The 19,066-nt window shown below is 65.1% G+C and carries 16 protein-coding genes and 1 pseudogene; 8 read left to right on the top strand and 9 right to left on the bottom strand.

Features of this window, described 5'->3' with window-relative positions; genetic code table 11:
• Nucleotides 1-5 precede the first annotated feature (5 nt).
• The 7 genes and pseudogenes from tsaE (at nucleotide 6) to X726_RS144315 (ending at nucleotide 9,869) form a co-directional block, all read left to right on the top strand.
• Nucleotides 6-1,517, top strand: a complete 1,512-nt coding sequence (gene tsaE, locus X726_RS144300) for a tRNA (adenosine(37)-N6)-threonylcarbamoyltransferase complex ATPase subunit type 1 TsaE (RefSeq protein ID WP_023672299.1) — start codon at nucleotides 6-8, stop codon at nucleotides 1,515-1,517.
• Between the two features lie 14 nt (nucleotides 1,518-1,531).
• Complete coding sequence (locus X726_RS144305) at nucleotides 1,532-2,236, top strand: nucleotidyltransferase family protein (protein ID WP_027049083.1); 705 nt, start codon at nucleotides 1,532-1,534, stop codon at nucleotides 2,234-2,236.
• Nucleotides 2,233-5,430 (top strand): annotated as a pseudogene (gene addB / locus X726_RS01000000167400) (double-strand break repair protein AddB). Before X726_RS144305 ends, addB begins: the two are co-directional and overlap by 4 nt.
• Nucleotides 5,427-8,366, top strand: a complete 2,940-nt coding sequence (gene addA / locus X726_RS01000000167395) for a double-strand break repair helicase AddA (protein ID WP_348626776.1) — start codon at nucleotides 5,427-5,429, stop codon at nucleotides 8,364-8,366. Before addB ends, addA begins: the two are co-directional and overlap by 4 nt.
• Nucleotides 8,335-9,000, top strand: a complete 666-nt coding sequence (locus X726_RS1000000172475; protein WP_348626775.1) for a PD-(D/E)XK nuclease family protein — start codon at nucleotides 8,335-8,337, stop codon at nucleotides 8,998-9,000. Before addA ends, X726_RS1000000172475 begins: the two co-directional genes overlap by 32 nt.
• A 73-nt stretch (nucleotides 9,001-9,073) precedes the next feature.
• The gene (trxA, locus tag X726_RS144310; RefSeq protein ID WP_023672297.1) at nucleotides 9,074-9,397 is read left to right on the top strand and encodes a thioredoxin; all 324 of its coding nucleotides are present in this window, start codon (nucleotides 9,074-9,076) and stop codon (nucleotides 9,395-9,397) included.
• Between the two features lie 190 nt (nucleotides 9,398-9,587).
• Entirely contained in the window at nucleotides 9,588-9,869 is a 282-nt protein-coding gene (locus X726_RS144315) for a cupin domain-containing protein (protein WP_023672296.1), read from the top strand.
• 438 nt (nucleotides 9,870-10,307) lie between these two features.
• Here X726_RS144315 and X726_RS144325 read toward each other — a convergent pair whose 3' ends face one another.
• The 6 genes from X726_RS144325 to X726_RS144350 form a co-directional block, all read right to left on the bottom strand.
• Nucleotides 10,308-10,727: a VOC family protein gene (locus tag X726_RS144325; protein ID WP_023672294.1), complete on the bottom strand. Its 420-nt coding sequence runs from the start codon at nucleotides 10,725-10,727 to the stop codon at nucleotides 10,308-10,310.
• 26 nt (nucleotides 10,728-10,753) lie between these two features.
• Nucleotides 10,754-12,079 (bottom strand): folylpolyglutamate synthase/dihydrofolate synthase family protein, encoded by a 1,326-nt coding sequence (locus X726_RS144330; RefSeq protein WP_023672293.1) that lies wholly within the window; start codon nucleotides 12,077-12,079, stop codon nucleotides 10,754-10,756.
• A gap of 62 nt (nucleotides 12,080-12,141) precedes the next feature.
• Nucleotides 12,142-13,068 carry an acetyl-CoA carboxylase, carboxyltransferase subunit beta gene (accD, locus tag X726_RS144335; RefSeq protein WP_023672292.1) on the bottom strand — a complete coding sequence of 309 codons (927 nt, stop codon included), beginning with the start codon at nucleotides 13,066-13,068 and terminating at the stop codon, nucleotides 12,142-12,144.
• Between the two features lie 100 nt (nucleotides 13,069-13,168).
• Nucleotides 13,169-14,008: a tryptophan synthase subunit alpha gene (gene trpA / locus X726_RS144340; protein ID WP_023672291.1), complete on the bottom strand. Its 840-nt coding sequence runs from the start codon at nucleotides 14,006-14,008 to the stop codon at nucleotides 13,169-13,171.
• A 2-nt stretch (nucleotides 14,009-14,010) separates the two neighbouring features.
• The gene (gene trpB / locus X726_RS144345) at nucleotides 14,011-15,261 is read right to left on the bottom strand and encodes a tryptophan synthase subunit beta (protein WP_023672290.1); all 1,251 of its coding nucleotides are present in this window, start codon (nucleotides 15,259-15,261) and stop codon (nucleotides 14,011-14,013) included.
• Between the two features lie 90 nt (nucleotides 15,262-15,351).
• The gene (locus X726_RS144350) at nucleotides 15,352-16,011 is read right to left on the bottom strand and encodes a phosphoribosylanthranilate isomerase (RefSeq protein WP_023672289.1); all 660 of its coding nucleotides are present in this window, start codon (nucleotides 16,009-16,011) and stop codon (nucleotides 15,352-15,354) included.
• A gap of 109 nt (nucleotides 16,012-16,120) precedes the next feature.
• Between X726_RS144350 and X726_RS144355 the strand changes: the two genes are divergently transcribed.
• A complete protein-coding gene (locus tag X726_RS144355; protein ID WP_023672288.1) occupies nucleotides 16,121-16,339 on the top strand; it encodes a hypothetical protein in 219 nt (72 codons plus the stop codon).
• An 18-nt stretch (nucleotides 16,340-16,357) separates the two neighbouring features.
• Here X726_RS144355 and X726_RS144360 read toward each other — a convergent pair whose 3' ends face one another.
• The 3 genes from X726_RS144360 to X726_RS144370 form a co-directional block, all read right to left on the bottom strand.
• The gene (locus X726_RS144360; protein ID WP_023672287.1) at nucleotides 16,358-17,116 is read right to left on the bottom strand and encodes a M48 family metallopeptidase; all 759 of its coding nucleotides are present in this window, start codon (nucleotides 17,114-17,116) and stop codon (nucleotides 16,358-16,360) included.
• A gap of 198 nt (nucleotides 17,117-17,314) precedes the next feature.
• On the bottom strand, nucleotides 17,315-17,800 hold the full coding sequence (locus X726_RS144365) for a DUF2852 domain-containing protein (RefSeq protein WP_023672286.1): 486 nt from the start codon (nucleotides 17,798-17,800) through the stop codon (nucleotides 17,315-17,317).
• A 117-nt stretch (nucleotides 17,801-17,917) separates the two neighbouring features.
• Nucleotides 17,918-19,060 (bottom strand): benzoate/H(+) symporter BenE family transporter, encoded by a 1,143-nt coding sequence (locus X726_RS144370; RefSeq protein WP_023672285.1) that lies wholly within the window; start codon nucleotides 19,058-19,060, stop codon nucleotides 17,918-17,920.
• Nucleotides 19,061-19,066 lie beyond the last annotated feature (6 nt).

The raw sequence follows: 19,066 nt of genomic DNA, 5'->3' as shown, positions 1-19,066 counted from the left end.
GCTCGATGACCGTTGTTGTGCTGGAGCGTTTTCTCGCCGACGAGGCTGCGACCGCAAGGCTCGGCGAAGACCTGGCCATGGCGCTGCGGCCGGGCGACGTGCTGGCGCTCAAGGGCGATCTCGGCGCCGGCAAGTCGACGCTGGCGCGGGCCCTGATCAGGGCGCTGGCCGATGATGCCGGCCTCGATGTGCCGAGCCCTACCTTCACCTTGGTGCAAAGCTACGACACGCGCATCCCCGTGCACCATTTCGATCTCTATCGCCTGTCCTCGGCCGGCGAGATGGACGAGCTGGGTTTCGACGAGGCGCTGCTGCAGGGCGCTGCCCTTGTCGAGTGGCCGGAACGGGCGGAGGCCGCTCTTCCGAGAACGTCGATCTGGATCGAACTCGTCCATCAGGACGAAGGACGATTGGCGAAACTATCGGGCCAAGGCGTTGCCTTCGAACGCGTGGCCCGATCGCTGGCGATGCGCGATTTCCTCAAAACGGCCGGTTGGGGCGACGCCGCGCGGCGCCATTTCGTCGGCGACGCCTCGGCGCGCTCTTACGAGATTGTTTCGCTCGCCGGCCTTGCGCCGCGCGTGCTGATGAATTCGCCAAGGCTGGTGCTGGGGCCGCCGGTGCGCGACGGCAAGCCCTATGCCGTGATCGCCCACACGGCGCAGTCGGTCACCGCTTTCGTCGCCATCGACAAGGCGCTGCTGGCGCAAGGTGTCAGTGTCCCAAAAATCCATGCCGAGGATCTCGAACGGGGCTTTCTGCTGCTGGAGCATCTGGGCTCGGAAGGTTTTCTCGACGGCAATGATGAGCCGGTGGCCGAGCGCTACGCGGCAGCGGCCGAATTGCTGGCGATGATGCATGGGAAGACCTGGCCGCAGCGCATGGAGGCCGTGCCGGGCGTCTTCCACGAGGTGCCGCCCTTCGATCGCGCCGCCATGCTGATCGAAGCCGATCTCTTGGTCGATTGGTATGTGCCGATGGTGACCGGCAGCCCGGCAAGCGAGGCTTTACGCGCCGGCTATCACAGGGAATGGAACGCGGTTCTCGATCGGCTGGACACACAGGAATACACGCTGATGCTGCGCGACTTCCATTCGCCCAACATCATCTGGCGCGGTGACCGCAAAGGCCACGACCGGCTGGGCATCGTCGATGTCCAGGACGCGCTGATGGGTCCGGCGGCCTATGACGTTGCGTCGCTGGCCATGGATGCCCGCGTCACCGTTTCGCCCGATATCGAGCAGCGGACCGTGGACGCCTATGTCGCTGCGCGCCACGCCGCCGGCGGCTTCGATGAGGACGCCTTCCGCGCGGCCTATGCGATCATGGCGGCGCAGCGCAATTCGAAGATCCTCGGCATTTTCGTGCGGCTCGAAAAGCGCGACGGCAAGCCCTATTATCTCCGACACCTGCCGCGCATCCGCGATTATCTCAGGCGGGCGCTGGCGCACCCGGCGCTGGCTCAGTTGAAGGAGTTTTACATGGCACATGGCCTGCTGGAGGAACGGCTCCCGTGACCTTGACCACAGCGATGGTGCTGGCGGCTGGTCTTGGCAAGCGCATGCGGCCGATCACCGACACCATGCCGAAGCCGCTGGTGCGGATCGCCGGCAGGACCTTGCTCGACTGGGGGCTGGACAGTCTCGAAGCGGCCGGCGTCGAGAAAGCCATCGTCAACGTGCACTATCTGCCGGACCAGATCGTCGCCCATATCGCCCACAGGCGGGCGCCAAAGATCGTCATTTCCGACGAGCGCGACGCACTGCTGAATTCGGCGGGTGGCATCGTCAAGGCATTGCCGCTGCTGGGCAGCGACCCCTTCTACATCATCAACGCCGATACGTTCTGGATCGACAGCGGCCAGCCCAGCCTCGAGCGCCTTGCCCTTGCATGGGACGGCGCGAAAATGGATATTCTGCTGATGCTTACCGATCTCGACTCGGCCACCGGACACGGTGTCGGCACGGATTTCCTGATGGCGCCGGATGGCGGCCTGCGGCGCTCGAAAGGCGATCCGGCCGGGTTGATCTATGCCGGAGCGGCAATCGTCAATCCCGCCATCTTCAGGGATGCGCCGGCCGGGGCGCATTCGCTCAACACCCATTTCGACAAGGCAATCGCCTCTGGCCGTCTGTTCGGCATGCAGATGCGCGGAAGCTGGATCACCGTCGGCACTCCCGACGCCATTCCGCAGGCGGAAGCGGCCGCCGCCGAAGCTCTCGCGAAGGTGGTATGAGCGGCGCGCGCCGCGTTCTTTCGATCCCGCCCGGAGCGCCATTCCTGCCGACTCTGGCCGAGGCCTTGCTGGCCGGACGGCTGGTGCCCGGCTTCCGGTTCGACGGCGATCCGCTGGCGCTGGCTGATGTCACCATCTATGTGCCGACACGGCGCGCGGCCCGTGCGCTGCGCGGCGCTTTTGTCGACGCGCTTTCGGGACCGGGGGGGAGCCGCCGTTCGGCGATCCTGCCGGTCATCCGCCCGCTCGGAGAGTTCGACGAGGACGAAGCCGCCTTCGACGCCGGCACGCCGACCGAGCTTGAAATGGCGCCGCCGATCGCAGCCATCGAACGCCTGCTGCTACTGGCGCCGCTGGTGCGGGCCTGGAAGCGCACCTTGCCGGCGCATGTCCTTGATATGTTCAACGAAGAGATCGTCGTGCCGGCCTCCGCCGCCGATGCGATCTGGCTGGCGCGCGACCTCGCCCGGCTGATGGACGAGATCGAAACCGAAGGCACGGACTGGACCAGGCTTGCCGATCTGGTCACCGGCAATCTTGCCGGATGGTGGCTTGTGACGCTCGATTTCCTCCGTATCGTCACCGAGGCCTGGCCGAAATTGCTGGAGGAGCGCGACCGCTCCAACCCGGCCGCGCACCGCAATGCGCTGATCCGGCGCGAGGCGAAGCGGCTGGAACGCAACCCGCCCAAAGGCCCGGTGATCGCCGCCGGCTCGACGGGCTCTATTCCCGCCACGGCCGAACTGCTTGCCACGGTCGCCAGCCTGCCCAACGGCGCCGTGGTGCTGCCCGGGCTCGATGGGATGCTGGACGAACCGTCTTTTGCCGCGATTGGGGCGCCCGGTGCGCGGCCGGCACTGCTTGGCCACCCGCAATACGGCATGGCCAAGCTGATCGGCAAGATTGGCGTGCTGCGTGGCGATGTCGAGGAAGTGGTCTCCGCCGAGCCCGCACTGGCGCTCCGCGCGGCCCTTGTCGGCGAGGCGCTGCGGCCGGCCGAGACCACGGAATTATGGGCCGAGACCCGCATATGCTTCAACGCCGTAGACATCGCCGAGGCCTTCGCCGACGTGACGCTGGTCGAAGCCGCCAGCGAACGCGACGAGGCGGCGGCGATCGCCATCGCGCTGAAAACCGCCGTGGAACAGCCGGGGCACAGGGCAGCGCTCGTTACCGGCGACCGCGGGCTGGCGCGGCGCGTCTCGGCCGAGCTGTTGCGCTTCGGCGTGATCGCCGACGATTCCGGCGGCACGNGACCGCGGGCTGGCGCGGCGCGTCTCGGCCGAGCTGTTGCGCTTCGGCGTGATCGCCGACGATTCCGGCGGCACGCCGCTCGCCAACACGCCTGCAGCCAGCCTGCTGCGGCTCACACTTCACGCGGTATTCCGGCCCGGCGATCCCGTCGGCCTTTTGTCGCTGCTCAAGCATCCGCTGCTCGGGCTCGGACTTGAGCGCACCGGCGTGCGCCATGCCGCCGAGCTCATCGAACTCGTGGCGCTGCGCGGCGGCACCGGACGCCCCGACATCGCCGCCCTGCCAGCACTGTTCGAGGAGCGTCTCGCCGGGCTGAGCGGGGACAAGCGCCAGCCCTTCTGGTTTTCGCGCCTGAGCGTGCGCGGCATCGACGATGCCCGCGATATGCTGAGCCGGCTTGTGACGGCACTGGCGCCGCTGACCGCCTTTCGCGGTGAAGAGAATGCCGATCTTGTCGCGTTGACCAGAGCGAGCGTCGCCGCGCTGGAAAATCTCGGCCGCACGGCGGAGCGCAGCCTGGCTGAATTTTATGCCGGCGACGCCGGCGAGAAACTCGCCGAGCTGCTGCGCGGTGTGGTCGCGGCCTCGGCCTCGTTCGACTTCCCGGCCGACGAATGGCCTGATGTGATGGACGCGCTGGTAGCACCGGAAACAGTCAAGCCCGGGCAAGGCACCGACCGCAACATCGCCATTTGGGGGGCGCTGGAAGCGCGGCTGCAGAATGTCGACACGCTGGTCATTGGCGGGCTGAACGAGGGCGTGTGGCCACGCAAGCCGGAAAGCGATCGCTTCATGTCGCGGTTGATGAAGACCGGCATCGATCTCGAGCCGCCGGAGCGCCGTATCGGCCTTGCCGCNCGATGGGGGCGAAAAAGGTGGTGCTGACGCGCTCCGCCCGAGCCGGCGACGCACCGGCGGTGCCGTCGCGCTGGCTGCAGCGCATCCTCACCTTCATCGGCAAGGATCCGGCGGCCGCATTGCGCGGGCGCGGCGACGAATTGCTTGCCTGGGCGCGCGCGCTCGATGCCGGCGAGCGGCAGCATTTCGCGCCGCGACCGCAGCCGAAACCGCCGCTGAGCATGCGGCCCACCCACTTCTCGGTGACCGAGATCGAGACGCTGCGCCGCGACCCCTATGCGGTCTATGCCAAGCGTATTCTGAGCCTTCTGCCGCTCGAGCCGGTGATCCGCGATCCCGGTGCGGCCGAGCGCGGCACGCTGTTTCATGACATCCTGCATCTGTTCTCGACAGAGGTGGCGGATCCCCGCGCGCCCGAAGCTCTGGAACGCCTCATCGCTGCCGGCCGGACCTGCTTTGCCGAGATCGCCCTGCCCGCCGATGTCGAGGCTGTGTGGTGGCCGCGCTTCGAAAAGCTCGCCGCCAACATCATCGAATGGGAGCGCGGCCGCGCTCCCGCCGTCGCCCGGCGGCATGCCGAGGAGCGCGCCGAAAAGACGGCTGTCGGCCGTACCGGTGTGACGCTGTCCGGCTATGCCGACCGCGTCGACCTTTTGGCCGGTGGCATGGCCGACATTCTCGATTACAAGACCGGCTCCTCGCCGTCCAAGGCGCAGGCGCACACGCTGCTGGCGCCACAGCTGGCGCTCGAAGGGGCGCTGCTCCGGCGCGGCGCCTTCAAGGGGCTTGGCGCGCGCGAACCATCGCAGCTTGCATTCGTGCGGCTGAAGCCGAATGGCGAAGTGTTCGAGGAATCCATCCTCGACTACAACCGCCAGCCCCGGACCGCAGAAGACCTCGCCGAAGAGGCCTGGGCGCGGCTGGAAAAACTGCTCATTCACTATGCCGATCCGGCGACCGGCTATCTGTCGCGGGCGCTGCCGTTTCGCGAAGGCGAGAGCGATGGCGACTACGACCACCTGGCGCGCGTGCTCGAATGGTCGGCCGGCGGCGACAGCGATGACGAGGCGGGGGAGGCATGAAAAAAGCCTATCCCATTCCCGGCGAAACCGCCGCCAGCCAGACGCGCGCTTCCGACCCGAAGAACTCGGCCTGGGTGTCGGCCAATGCCGGATCCGGCAAGACGCATGTGCTGGCCCAGCGCGTCATCCGGCTGTTGCTCAACGGCACCGATCCGTCGAAGATCCTGTGCCTGACCTATACGCGGGCGGCCGCCGCCAACATGTCGAACCGCGTGTTCTCGACCCTGTCGGAATGGACGGCGCTCGGCGATGCCGAGCTTGCCACAAAGATTGAGGCGGTGGACGGCCGCCGACCCGACCGCGACACGATGCGGCGGGCGCGCCGGCTGTTTGCCGAAGCGCTGGAAACGCCGGGCGGGCTGAAGATCCAGACCATCCACGCCTTCTGCGAATCGGTGCTGCACCAGTTTCCGCTGGAGGCCAACATCCCGGCGCATTTCGAAATGCTCGATCCGCAGATGGAGGCCTCGCTGTTTGCTGGCGCCCGCCGCGACATGATTTCGGGCACGTCAGCCGGAGACGCCGGACTGGCCGAGGCCTTTGCCACCGTGCTGGAGCGCGGCGGCGAACACGGACTCGATGCGCTGCTCGCCGAAATCGTGCGCAAGCGCGACGGCTTACGCGGCTTCATCGGTGCGGTCCGGCGCGACGGCGGCGGCTTTCAGGCCCTGTTCGACGAATTCCATTTTCGCCCCGGGCGGAGCGCCGAAGACATAGCGGCATCGGTATGGCCGCTGCCGGGTTTCCTGCCGGACTTCTTTGCAGTGTTCGCCAGTGCCGCCGAGGCCGCCGACGCCCGCACCGTGCTCAACAATCTCTTGCCCTATGCCCGGTTGGCCTTTGCCGAGACGGACCCGACCCGCCGGCTGCAGATGCTCGGCAAAGCCTTTCTCAAGGCCGATGGCGACCCCTATGATCCCTCAAAGTTGTTCAAGAAGGCGCTGCTCGGCCGGCTGCCCGACCTTCCCGAGCGCTATCTGGCGGCCGTCAAGTCGATAACAGACGTCTCCGACCGGCTGGCGCTGTTCCGGATGCTGGAAGGCACGGTCGCGGCGTTGACCATAGCCGACTGGCTGATCGTGCGGTACGAGCGCCTGAAGCGCAGCCGCGGCTTTCTCGATTTCAACGACCTCATCACCCGCACCGTCAACCTTCTGGCGCGGCCCGATGCCGGCCCCTGGGTGCAGTACAAGCTCGACCAGGGCATCGACCACATCCTGCTCGACGAGGCGCAGGACACCAGCCCCGACCAATGGGAGGTGGTGAAGCGGCTGGCGGAGGAGTTCTTTGCCGGCCACGGCCAGCGCGGCACGGCCAATCGCACGGTGTTTGCCGTCGGCGACGAAAAGCAGTCGATCTATTCCTTCCAGGGTGCCGCACCGGATTCCTTTGCCGACAGCCGGCTCTTGTTTTCCGGACGCGTGAACGCAGCCAATGCTTCGTTTGCCGACCTGAAACTGACCTGGTCGTTCCGTTCGACCGACGACGTGCTTGCCGCAGTCGACCGCGTCTTTGCCGATCCGGGCGTGCGGCGCGGCATCAGCCACGACCCCGATCCGCTCGACCACAAGGCGATCCGCAACGACGCGCCTGGCTATGTCGAGGTCTGGCCGTCGCTCGGCGCTGACGCCGTCGAGGAGCCCGACGACTGGACGTTGCCGGTCAATCATGCCAGCGCGCCGGCTGTGCGGGTGGCCGAGCACGTGGCTGCGACCATCCAGACCTGGCTCAAGGACCGCGAGATCATCGAGGGCAAGGGACGCAGGCTGAGGGCCGGCGACATTCTTGTGCTGGTGCGCAAGCGCGACCGCTTCGTCCATGCGCTGTCGCGCGCGCTGAAGGACCGCGATATTCCCGTCTCCGGCGCCGACCGGCTGAGCCTGCCCGGCCACATCGCGGTCAAGGACCTGATCGCACTCGGCCATTTCCTCATCCAGCCGCAGGATGACCTGTCGCTCGCCGCCGTGCTGCGCAGCCCGGTTTTCGACGTGTCGGAGGAGACGCTTTTTACGCTTGGCGCCGGACGGCCAGCCGGAACATCGCTGATCGCCTCATTACGCCAGCATGCTGGCGACAATACCGCGCTGACCGATGTCGTTGCCCGGCTCGACGGCTGGGCCAACGAGGCGGCGTTCCGGCCGGTGTTCGAATTCTACGCCGGGGTGCTGGCGCGCGACGGCCTGCGCAAGAAGATGATCGCCCGGCTTGGACCGGAAGCCGGCGATATTCTCGACGAGTTCCTGAGTTTCTGTCTGGCCGAAGAACGCACCGGCTTGCCGGGGCTGGAGGCTTTCCTGGCGACGCTGGAAAACACCGGCCCGGAGATCAAGCGCGAGATGGACCAGACGCGCGACGAGGTCCGCGTCATGACCGTGCATGCCGCCAAGGGCCTGGAAGCGCCTGTTGTCTTCCTGGTCGATGGCGGTTCGGCGCCGTTCAGCGACCAGCATCTGCCGCGGCTCATGCCGTTCGACGCTTCGGGCCGCAATTTCGACGGCAAGGGCTATCTCTGGCGCTCGGCCGCCGATGTCGCCAACGGCTTCTCCAAGGCGGCCTCGGCCAGGGCGCGGGAGCTTGCCGACGACGAATACCGGCGGCTGCTCTATGTCGGCATGACGCGCGCCGAGGACCGGCTGATCGTCTGCGGCTATCACGGCAAGCGTCAGCCCAGCACCGGCACCTGGCATTCGATTGTCAGCCGCGCGCTGCTTGCCGCGCCGGAAAGCACGGAGCGCCGCCACCCCGCCAGCAGCGAGCCGGTGCACCGTTTCGTCATGACCAAGCTTCCGCCGGTGGCGCAAGCGGCAGCCGACGAGTCGCGGCTGCCGCAACAGGGGCCGCCGCTGCCGGGGGGCTTGTTCCGGCCCTTNGTCGCGGCTGCCGCAACAGGTGCCGCCGCTGCCGGTGGGCTTGTTCCGGCCCTTGCCGCCTTATGAGGAGCTGCCGCGCCCGCTGTCGCCTTCCGGCGCGTCGGCGCTGATCGACGAGGCCAAGGAAGCTGTTGTCGATACCCGCTCGCCGGTGCTGGACAGCGAGGCGGAGCCGGGCTTTGCGGTGATGCGCGGGCTGGCGCTGCACAAGCTGCTGCAGATGCTGCCCGGTTTTGCCGAAGACGAACGGCAAGGCGCGGCGGCGCAGTATCTCATTCGAGCCGGCGCCGACTGGCCGGAGGCCGAGCGCAACAAGGCGCTGGCTTCGGTGATGGCGATCCTCAGAGATTCGCGTTTTGCCGGGCTGTTTTCGCCGTCGTCCCGCGCCGAAGTTGCTGTGATGGGCAGCCTTGAGGTCAAGGGCAGGCTGCGCTCGATCTCCGGCAAGATCGACCGGCTGGCGGTGACGCCCGGGCGCGTATCGATCGTCGACTACAAGACCAACCGGCCGGCGCCCGCAGGCCTGGCCCAGGTGCCGCCGGCCTATATCCTGCAGCTGGCGCTCTACCGCGCGCTGCTCCAGCCGCTTTACCCCGGCCGCGCGGTGACGGCAGCACTGCTGTTCACCGAGGCACCGAGGCTTATCGAACTGCCGGTGCAAGCGATGGATGACGCCCTTGCCCGACTCACGGGAGCGTGACACAAGTTCTGCTTGAAGAAGGGCTGCTGAACCACCACATTTGGTGCGAGATAAATTTCGAAAGGATTTTCGTATGGCCACCGTCAAGGTCGACAAGAGCAATTTCCAGGCCGATGTGCTCAACGCCTCGCAGCCCGTCGTCGTGGATTTCTGGGCCGAATGGTGCGGCCCCTGCAAGATGATCGGTCCGTCGCTGGAAGAGATCGCCAACGAACTCGGCGACAAGATCAAGATCGCCAAGCTGAACATCGACGAGAACCCCGAGCTTGCCGCCCAATTCGGCGTGCGCTCGATCCCGACGCTGATGATCTTCAAGGGCGGCGAAGTCGCCGACATGAAGGTCGGCGCCGCGCCGAAGACCGCGCTGTCGCACTGGATCAATGGCAGCCTCGCCTGATCTGGCTTTGTTTTGATGCATGTCGTCCTCCCAAAACCGGGACCACTTTTGGGCGACCTGCATTAGTTCCCGAGATCGAAGCCCGGCCCTCGCGCCGGGCTTTTTCTTTGGCGTCATCGCCCGGCCGCCTCTGGCCCTCGCATCGGCGCACTCCATGTCATCTGCTTGAGGCAGGACAGGGAGAAACAGAATGACCGGATCCGCCAAGGCCACCGTCTTCATCGACAATGAGCGCGTCATCGTCACCGAATACCGCTTCCAGCCCGGCGACAACACCGGCTGGCACCGGCATCGCCATGACTACGTCGTGGTGCCGCTGATGGACGGCAAGGTGAAGCTGGTGACCAAGGACGGCGAGAGTTTTGCTGAAATGAAGAAGGGCGCGCCCTACTTCCGCAAGGAAGGCGTCGAGCACGACGTCATCAGCGCCAATGACGGCGAATACGCCTTCATCGAGATCGAGCTGAAATAGGCCTCAGACTGGTGCCGCGGCCGCCGATGTCTATTTAGTTTGAGCCACGGTTTTTTTGGCCTGCCTAGGCTTGCCGGGCTTCCGTCCGGTCGCGGGCTTCAGGACCTGCCCATATCCCTCTATAGCGCCCGTATACACACGATAGAGAAACGTCTCTCGGCTTACGAAATACGCGACACTGGGCTGGCCGGATGCATCATTGGGGCGCGTCGGTCTGTGGGCCACTCGAACAATTGGGTGCGGTGGCTCGATGGCTCCCGGTAACATCACATGATCGCCGACCCGCGGAGCATATTCAAATATCAGCTCCTCCGGCGGGTCGTTGTCGACGGTAACAAGACACTTCACAACCATTCGAGCTTGCCTCCATGCTTGGCCAAGCATATCGGGGCTTCTGCCCGAGGGGCAACCGCCCGATAGATTCCCCGGGCCAAAATACTACCAGTCGGCGATGCGGTCGCCTCCGGTAAATTGCGCGCTTTTTGCGGTGTATTCGAACAGCTCGATCTTCACGCCGTTGGGGTCGCGGATCCAGGCCTGAAAAGTGTCGTCGCAGGCGTGCTTCTTGGCGGTGACGTCGATGCCCTTCGATTTGATATGGGCGATCGCCGCGTCGAGATCTTCGACTTCCAGGCAGAAATGGTTGATCTGGTTCTGCTCGCTGTATGCAGTGCCGTCCTTCTGGAACACCTCGACATGGCTGCGGCCGCCGCAATTGAGGTAGAAGCCGAAGACCTTGTCGTCGCGCAGGAAATTGAACTGCGTGTCGAGGCCAAGCACGCCGCGGTAGAAGCTTCGCGTCGCCTCCAGATCATGCGCGAAGATGCAGACATGGGCGAGTTGCTTGACCTTGATCATGATGGGCTCCTCGCAGTGAAATGGCTTCAGGTTGGCGGCGTGCCGTTTTCGGCCAGCACCGCGCCGGCGAGATATAACGACCCCCCGATCAGGATGCGTGGCGCCGGCCCGTCCCAGGTGTCGCGCAGCAGCATCAGCGCACTGGCGACGGAACTGACCGGTTCGGCCGTGAGGCCGGCTTCGGTCGCCCGCACCGCCAGCTCGTCATTCGGCACGCCGGCATCGCTCATGCTCACCGGCACGGTGTAGACGTGCCGAGCCAGGCCCTTGAAGGCGTGGAAGTAGCCGCTCTGGTCCTTGGTGTTGATCATGCCGGAGATCAGAAACAGCGGCCGCGGGTTCTTTTCCTCCTGCTCGGCCAGCGCCTCGGCAATGACCATGCCGGCGCCCGGATTGTGGCCGCCGTCGAGCCAGATGTCGGCGCCCTTGGGCGCCAGCTCCATCAGCCGGCCCTGTACCAGTTTCTGCATGCGGCCCGGCCATGCGACGCTCGCCATCGCCTTCTCAGTGGCGCGATGACTGATTTCGAAACCGGTGGCCTTGACGGCGGCAATCGCTGCCGCCGCATTGGCGAACTGGTGGCGCCCGGGCAGGCGCGGTGGCGGCAGGTCCATCAGCCCGTCCTCATCCTGATAGACCATGCGGCCGTTTTCCTCGAAGGCGAGAAAATCCTGGCCGTAGACGAAGGTCGGGCAATCCAGCCGCTCGGCGGTTTCGATCAGCACTTGCAGCGCCGTCTCGCTCTCCTGCGCGCCGATGACCACCGGGCAGCCGCGCTTCATGATGCCGGCCTTTTCGGCGGCGATCAGTTCGACCCGGTCGCCGAGATAGGCTTCGTGATCCATCGACACCGGCATGATCACCGACACCGCCGGCCGGGCAACGACATTGGTGGCGTCGAAGCGGCCGCCAAGGCCGACCTCGATGATGGCGGCGGCAGCCGGATGCTCGGAAAACAGGATGAAGGTGACGGCGGTTAGGATTTCGAAGACGGTGATCTTCTGGCCGGCATTGGCCCGGGCGACGCGGGCGATGGCCTCGGCGAAGGTCTCGTCGTCGACCAGCCGGCCGCCGCCCTCGGCCGCCAGTCGGTAGCGCTCGGCCCAGTTCACCAGATGCGGCGAAGTGTGGACATGGACAAGGTGGCCGCCGGCTTCGAGCAGCGCGCGCGAAAAGGCCGCGCACGAGCCCTTACCGTTGGTGCCCGCGATATGGATGACCGGCGGCAGCCGCTCCTGCGGATTGCCGAGGCGTTCGAGCAGCCTTGTGATGCGGTCGAGCGAAAGGTCGAAGCCTTTCGGATGCAGCGCCATCAGGGCTTCGATTTCACGATCTGCGGCAAGCGTTGTCATGAGCGAATCCTACGCATGCGCGCAGGTGCACGCAATCGCGGTTTGCGGCCAGAAATGTCGCGTCAGGCCTGCGGGCGGGCTTCCGTCGGGATGACCGACGGCGGCAGGATTTCCGGCTCCAGCGGCTTTTGCTCCTGCGGCAGTTTGAGCAGGATTTTCAACAGCCGTGAAATCGTCTCGCGCAGTTCCAGCCGCGACACCACCATATCGACCATGCCGTGCTCCATCAGATATTCGGAGCGCTGGAAACCGTCCGGCAGTTTCTCCCGGATGGTCTGCTCTATGACGCGCGGGCCGGCAAAGCCGATCAGCGCGCCGGGCTCGGCAATGTGGACGTCTCCCAGCATGGCGTAGGAGGCGGTAACGCCGCCGGTGGTCGGGTTGGTCAAGACGACGATGTATGGCAGGCCGGCTTCCTTCAGCCGGTCGACGCCGATCGTGGTGCGCGGTAACTGCATCAGGGACAGGATGCCTTCCTGCATGCGCGCGCCACCGGAGGCGGCAAACAGGATCAGCGGCCGCTTGCGCTGCAAGGCGACCTCGAAACCGTGCACAATGGCGTCACCCGCGGCCATGCCGAGCGAGCCGCCCATGAAGGCGAAATCCTGCACCGTCACCACAACCGGCAGGCCTTTGACCGTGCCCAGCGCGTTGATGATGGCGTCTTCCAGGCCGGTCTTGGCCTTGGCGTCCTTCAGCCGGTCCGTGTAGCGCTTCTCGTCGCGGAACTTGAGCGGGTCCTGCATGACCTTGGGGTTCTCAAGCTGCTCGTATTTGCCGTCGTCGAGGAAGAATTTCAGCCGTTCCTTGGCCGAAATCTTCATGTGATGGCCCGATGACGGGATGACGAACTGGTTGGATTCCAGGTCCTTGTGAAACACCATCTCGCCGGTCTCGGGATCCTTAATCCAGAGATTCTCGGGCATGTCGGTGCGCCGGCCGAGCATCGAATTGATCCTCGGGCGAACGTAATTGGTGATCCAGTTCATCGCTTCGGCTCCTGTCCTGACGAAGAGTTGGCTCGTGCATGTCGCCCAAAGTGGGAACCGGTTTTGGGATAACGACTTGCACAAGGCCTAAGTAGGGAAACTATTCGGCAGCAGCAAGGCGGGCCGAACGCACGCCCTGAGACAGTCCGCTGACCAGGGTGGCGACGGCCTCGGACGGGTCGGCGGTCTTCTCGCCCTTCGGTCCCAACACATTGGCGACCGCGTTGACGATCGCGGTGCCGACGACGACGCCATCGGCATTGGCGCCGATAATGCGCGCCTGCTCGGCGGTCTTGACGCCGAAGCCGACGCAGACTGGCAAGTTGGTGTGGCCCTGGATGCGCTTGACCGCGGCGGCAACCTTGCCGGTGTCGGCCAAAGCCGAGCCGGTGATGCCGGTCATCGACACGTAATAGACGAAGCCCGACGTATTCTGCAGCACCTTGGGCAGGCGCTTGTCGTCGGTGGTCGGCGTCGCCAGGCGGATGAAGTTGATGCCGGCCTTCAGCGCCGGAATGCAGAGTTCTTCGTCCATCTCCGGTGGCAGGTCGACGACGATCAGCCCGTCAATGCCGCTGGCGATGGCGTCCTTGAGGAAGCGATCGACACCGTAGATGTAGATCGGGTTGTAGTAGCCCATCAGCACGATCGGCGTTTCATTGTCGGTGGCGCGGAAATCAGCCGCCGTCTTCAGCGTCTTGACCAGGGTCTGGCCACTTTTCAGCGCCCGCAGGCCAGCGGCCTGGATCGCCGGTCCATCGGCCATCGGATCGGAAAACGGCATGCCCATTTCAATGATGTCGGCGCCGGCCTTGGGCAGCGCCTTCATGATCGACAAAGCGGTGTCATAGTCGGGGTCGCCGCTCATGAAATAGGTGACGAGCGCCGGGCGGCCCTCGGCTTTCAGTTTTGCCATGCGGCGGTCGATGCGGGTCACCATGATCAGATCTCCATGCCCAGCATCGAGGCCACTGTGTGCACATCCTTGTCGCCGCGTCCCGACAGGTTGACGATGACGATCTGGTCCTTGTCCATATCAGGCACGATCTTCACCGCATGCGCGATGGCGTGGGCGGATTCCAGCGCCGGGATGATGCCTTCGACGCGCGTCGTCAGCTTGAAGGCTTCCAGCGCCTCGTCGTCGAGGATCGGCACGTATTCGACGCGGCCGGAATCGCGCAGCCAGGAATGTTCGGGGCCGACGCCCGGATAGTCGAGGCCGGCCGAGATCGAATGGCCGTCGAGGATCTGGCCGTCGGCGTTCTGCAAGAGATAGGTGCGGTTGCCGTGCAGCACGCCGGGCGCGCCGGCATTCATCGAGGCGCAATGCTCGATGCCGTCAAGGCCGCGGCCGCCGGCTTCGATGCCGATGATGCGGACTTCTTTGTCATCCAGGAACGGATGGAACAGGCCGATGGCGTTGGAGCCGCCGCCGACAGCCGCGATGATGGTGTCGGGCAGCCGGCCTTCCTGTTCCAGGATCTGGGCGCGCGCCTCGATGCCGATCACCGACTGGAAGTCGCGCACCAGCTCCGGATAGGGATGCGGACCTGCGGCGGTGCCGATCAGATAATAAGTGTCCTCGACATTGGTGACCCAGTCGCGCAACGCTTCGTTCATGGCGTCCTTCAGCGTGCCGTGACCGGCGGTCACCGGCCGCACTTCGGCGCCGAGCAGCTTCATGCGGAAGACGTTGGGGCTTTGGCGGGCGACATCGGTGGCGCCCATATAAACGACGCAGGGAAAGCCGAAGCGCGCCGCGACCGTGGCCGCGGCAACGCCGTGCTGGCCGGCGCCCGTCTCGGCGATGATGCGCTTCTTGCCCATGCGCTTGGCGAGCAGAATCTGACCGAGGCAATTGTTGATCTTGTGCGAACCGGTGTGGTTCAGGTCCTCGCGCTTGAAATAGACCTTGGCGCCGCCCCCGAGGCCCTTCGCCGAGGAAACCTCACGAAGATGTTTGGTCAGGCCTTCGGCGAAATACAGCTTTGACGGCCGCCCGGCATAGTGGGTCGAGAGGTTGGTCAACTCAGCCTTGAAGTCCGGATCGTTCTTGACCTCGTTCCAGTGCCGCTCGAGGTCGAGGATCAGCGGCATCAGCGTCTCGGCCACGAAGCGGCCCCCGAAGATGCCGAACATGCCCTGTTCGTCGGGTCCCGTGCGGAAGGAATTGGGTGTCGCCGGCTTGTTCATCGCCGATCTCCTGGTCTTGGTTCTGAGCATGTCTTATCGGAAAACCGGTTCCCACTTCTCCGGAACATGCTCGGGTTCGAAAGAAGTGCCTCAGGCAGCGCGGTCGTCGCGCGCGGCCCTGACGGCCCGGAAGAACTGCTCGATCAGCGCCGGATCCTTGACGCCCGGGCCGCTTTCCACCCCCGACGAAATGTCTATCGCGGGCGGATTGGCTGATATCAGGGCGTCGCCGATATTGGCGGCGTTGAGCCCACCGGAAAGCATGTAATCGAGCCCGGCGTCAAGGCCGGCCAGGATGCGCCAGTCAAAGGCGACGCCATTGCCGCCCGGAAGTTGCGAGCCCTTTGGTGGCTTGGCATCGAACATGAAGCGATCGGCAACGCCGATGAACGGCTTTAGCCGCTCGAGATCGGCTACCTCACTGACGGAGAACACCTTCATGACAGGCAGGCCGTAGCGAGCTTTCACCTCGGCCACCCGCTCGGGCGTCTCCGTGCCGTGCAGTTGCAGCATGTCGGGTCGCATCTTTTCGACGATCTCGTCCAGGAAGGCGTCATCGGCATCGACCGTCACGGCAACCGCCAGGGCCTTGCCGATTGCCGCCTGGCGCAGGCGGCCGGCTGCCGCAGGCTCGACATAGCGCGGGCTCCTGGCAAAGAAGATGAAGCCGACATGGCTGGCGCCGCCGGCCAATGCCGCGGCCATTGCATCATCGGTCTTCAATCCGCAGATCTTGATATCGAGCGCCATGGCGCGGGGATTGGCACGAAACCGGCCAAGAGTCGAGAAAAAGCATGCTGTTTGCCGGCAACGCCAAAGGCGCTACCTATTGATGGGAGAAGCAAGGCGGAGGAGACCAATGGCCGACCAGAGCATAGCCGAACTCAGGCAGAAGATCGCGCAAGCGCGCGACGTCATCGCGCATCTGATGCAAAAGGCCGCCTTCGACGGGGCAGAAGCGCACCGGGTCCTGGATTATTTCGGCAGCGATGCGTTCGAGCAGAATTTCCTGCCATGGCCGCGCCATGGCGACGAAGGGCTGCGGCCTGAAGAGCTTAATGCGGCCAATGATGATTGAGCGCGCCGCCGGCGAAGGCTAATCGAACACAATCGCCTGCAATGCCCCACCATTCCGCTTCAGCCAGTCCTTGCAGCGGTCGGTGTCGGGGCAGAGCTGCTCGCACAGTTTCCAGAATTTCGGGCCGTGGTTCATCTCCTTGAGATGCGCCACCTCATGCGCGACCAGGTAGTTTATCACCGGCGTCGGCGCCATCATGATGCGCCATGAGAAGGACAAATTGCCGTCGGAAGTGCAGGAGCCCCAGCGGCTCGACGTGTCCTTGAAGCGGATCGCCTTGGCGCGCTTGCCGATGGCCTCGGTATGCTTGACCACCAGCTTCTCGATGTCCTTCTTGGCCTCGCGCCTGAGGAAATCGGCGATGCGGCGCGGCAAATGTATGCGCTCGCCATGGACGATCAGCAGCGGACCGCGCTCGTCGCGCGACACGGTGACGGTGCCGCGTTTCGACGGTTCGTGGACGATGCGATGCGCGACGCCGCGTATCGGGATCTTGATGCCGGGGCGCACTTGCGGCCGTGTCGGTACCTTGGCCAGACGCTGCTCCAGCCAGTCCTGGTGGCGGTGAAGGAATTTCTCCACCTCGCCGCGGCGCAGGCCCGGCGGCACGGTGATGCGCAGCCCCTGGCCGCCCGAATCGATGCGCAGCGTCAGCCGCCGTGCGCGGGCGCTCTCGACGATCCTGAGCGGCAGTGTGCGGCCGGCAACGACGTGCTCTCGCTCTTCGACAGGCGAGGGTTTTGGTTTGGTCAGGTTGCGGAAAAAGCCGAAGGACATGGCTGAACGATACGCGATTCGAGGAAAACGACCAGAACAAAAAAGAAACGGCGCCGCTCGCGCGACGCCGTCCATCATGCCAAGGCCTGTCTTAGAGCGCCGCGCGTCTCTGACGCGCAAAGGACGCTGTAGCACTCTAATTCGGCGCATGAACCTTTCCGAAAATCGGTTTCGATTTTCGGGGTCATGCGCGCAGCCTCAGTCGTCAAGCAGGTTCGGGCCCTTGCGCTTGGGCGTCGCGGGCTTGGCCGTTTCGGCCGAGCCTGTCTTTGCAGGCGCTGTCGACTTGTTGCGGTTGGCCATGAAGCGGTCGAACTCGTCCTGGTCCTTGGCGCGGCGCAATTCGCGGGCGTACTCATCGAACTCGCTCAGCATCTCATCGAGCTTGCGACGCTCTTCGGCGAGGCGTTCGAGTTCCTTCTCGCGCCAGTCGTCGAAAGCGACATTGCCGGTGCGGGCCGAACCGTGGCCCCAGCGCGCGGCCTTGTCGGAACCGCGACGGCAGCCGGCGAAGATGCCGTCGGTGGCCCGGTTGACGTCGCGCTTGAAGCCGTCAAGCCGGTCGCCCCAGATGATGTAGGCGAGCATGGCGAAGCCAAGCGGCCAGAACACCATGAAGCCGATCACCATCAGCGCGATGGTCGCCGGCGTCCAGGCCGGGCGGATCAATGCGGATGTGTTCATTTTCTCCCATTCCTTCGGTTGGAGACAGCCAAGAGCGGCTGCGTGGATTCGAAATGGGATGAGAAAAACGGCGATTCAAGACAACGTCCGCCAAAACCGGACAAGGTCCTGAATTGATTATCGCTTTTTGACCGCTTCGAGGAAAAGCACGACCAGGCCGGCGACCAAGCCCCAGAAGGCGGCGCCAACGCCGAACAAAGTCAGCCCCGACGCGGTGACAACGAAGGTGACAGTAGCCGCCATGCGCTGGTCCTCGTCCTTGAGCGCGATCGCCAGCGCGTTGGCCAGCGACCCCATCAACGCCAGGCCGGCCACCAGCACGATCAGGCTTTGCGGCAGCACTGCGAAGATCGCCACCAGCGAGGCGCCGAAAACCGCGAAGATCAGATAGGCAAGTGCATAGAAGGGTCCGGTCTTCCAGCGCTCGGCCGGGTCGGGATGGACGTCCGGCCCGGTGCAGATCGCCGCAGAGATCGCGGCCAGATTGGTGGTCGAGCCGCCAAACGGCGCCGACAGCAGCGAGAACAGGCCGGTGACGCCGATCAGCGGGCCGGGTTCGGGGTGATAGCCGGCGGCGCGCAAGACGGCGAGACCCGACAGGTTCTGCGACGCCATGGTGACGAGGTAGAGCGGCAGCGCCAGGCCGATGACAGCTGCGGCGCTGAAATGCGGAGCAATCAGCGTCAGCGTCGACAGTTCCGGCGCCGGCAGTCCGCCGACGCGGCCTGTCAGGAAGGCGGCGATGCCGCCGCCGATCAGCACCGCCAGCACCGACAGCGCCGGGTTGAACAGGCGAATGACGAAGAAGGCCGCGATCAGCGGCAGGATCAGCCAGGGGTCGACCGGAATGGTCTTGACGGCATTGAGCGCGAAGGTGACGACGATGCCGGCCAGCATGCCGGACGCGACCGACGTCGGTATCCTTGATATAAGCTGGGTCAGCGGCTTGAACAGGCCGGTGGCGATCAACATCAAGCCGGTGACGATGAAGGCGCCGACCGCATCGGCCATGGTAAAGCCGCTCGATGCCGCCATCAGCGCCAGGCCTGGTGTCGACCAGGCGGTGATGATGGGCATTTTCGTGCGCCAGGACAGCCACAGGCATTCGATCGCCATCGCCACGCACACTGCCGTCACCCAGCTCGCGGTTTCGGCTTGCGTGGCGCCAACCGCCTTGGCGGCGGCAATGACGACGGCCAGCGTGCCGCCGAAGCCGACGATTGCCGCGACAAAGGCGGATATCGGGATGGAAATGCGCATTCTTGC

Source organism: Mesorhizobium sp. LSJC285A00 (assembly GCF_000503155.1).
Taxonomy (GTDB): Bacteria; Pseudomonadota; Alphaproteobacteria; order Rhizobiales; family Rhizobiaceae; genus Mesorhizobium.
The sequence above is the reverse complement of the archived record's forward strand: the minus strand, read 5'-3'. Positions and strand labels throughout refer to the sequence as shown.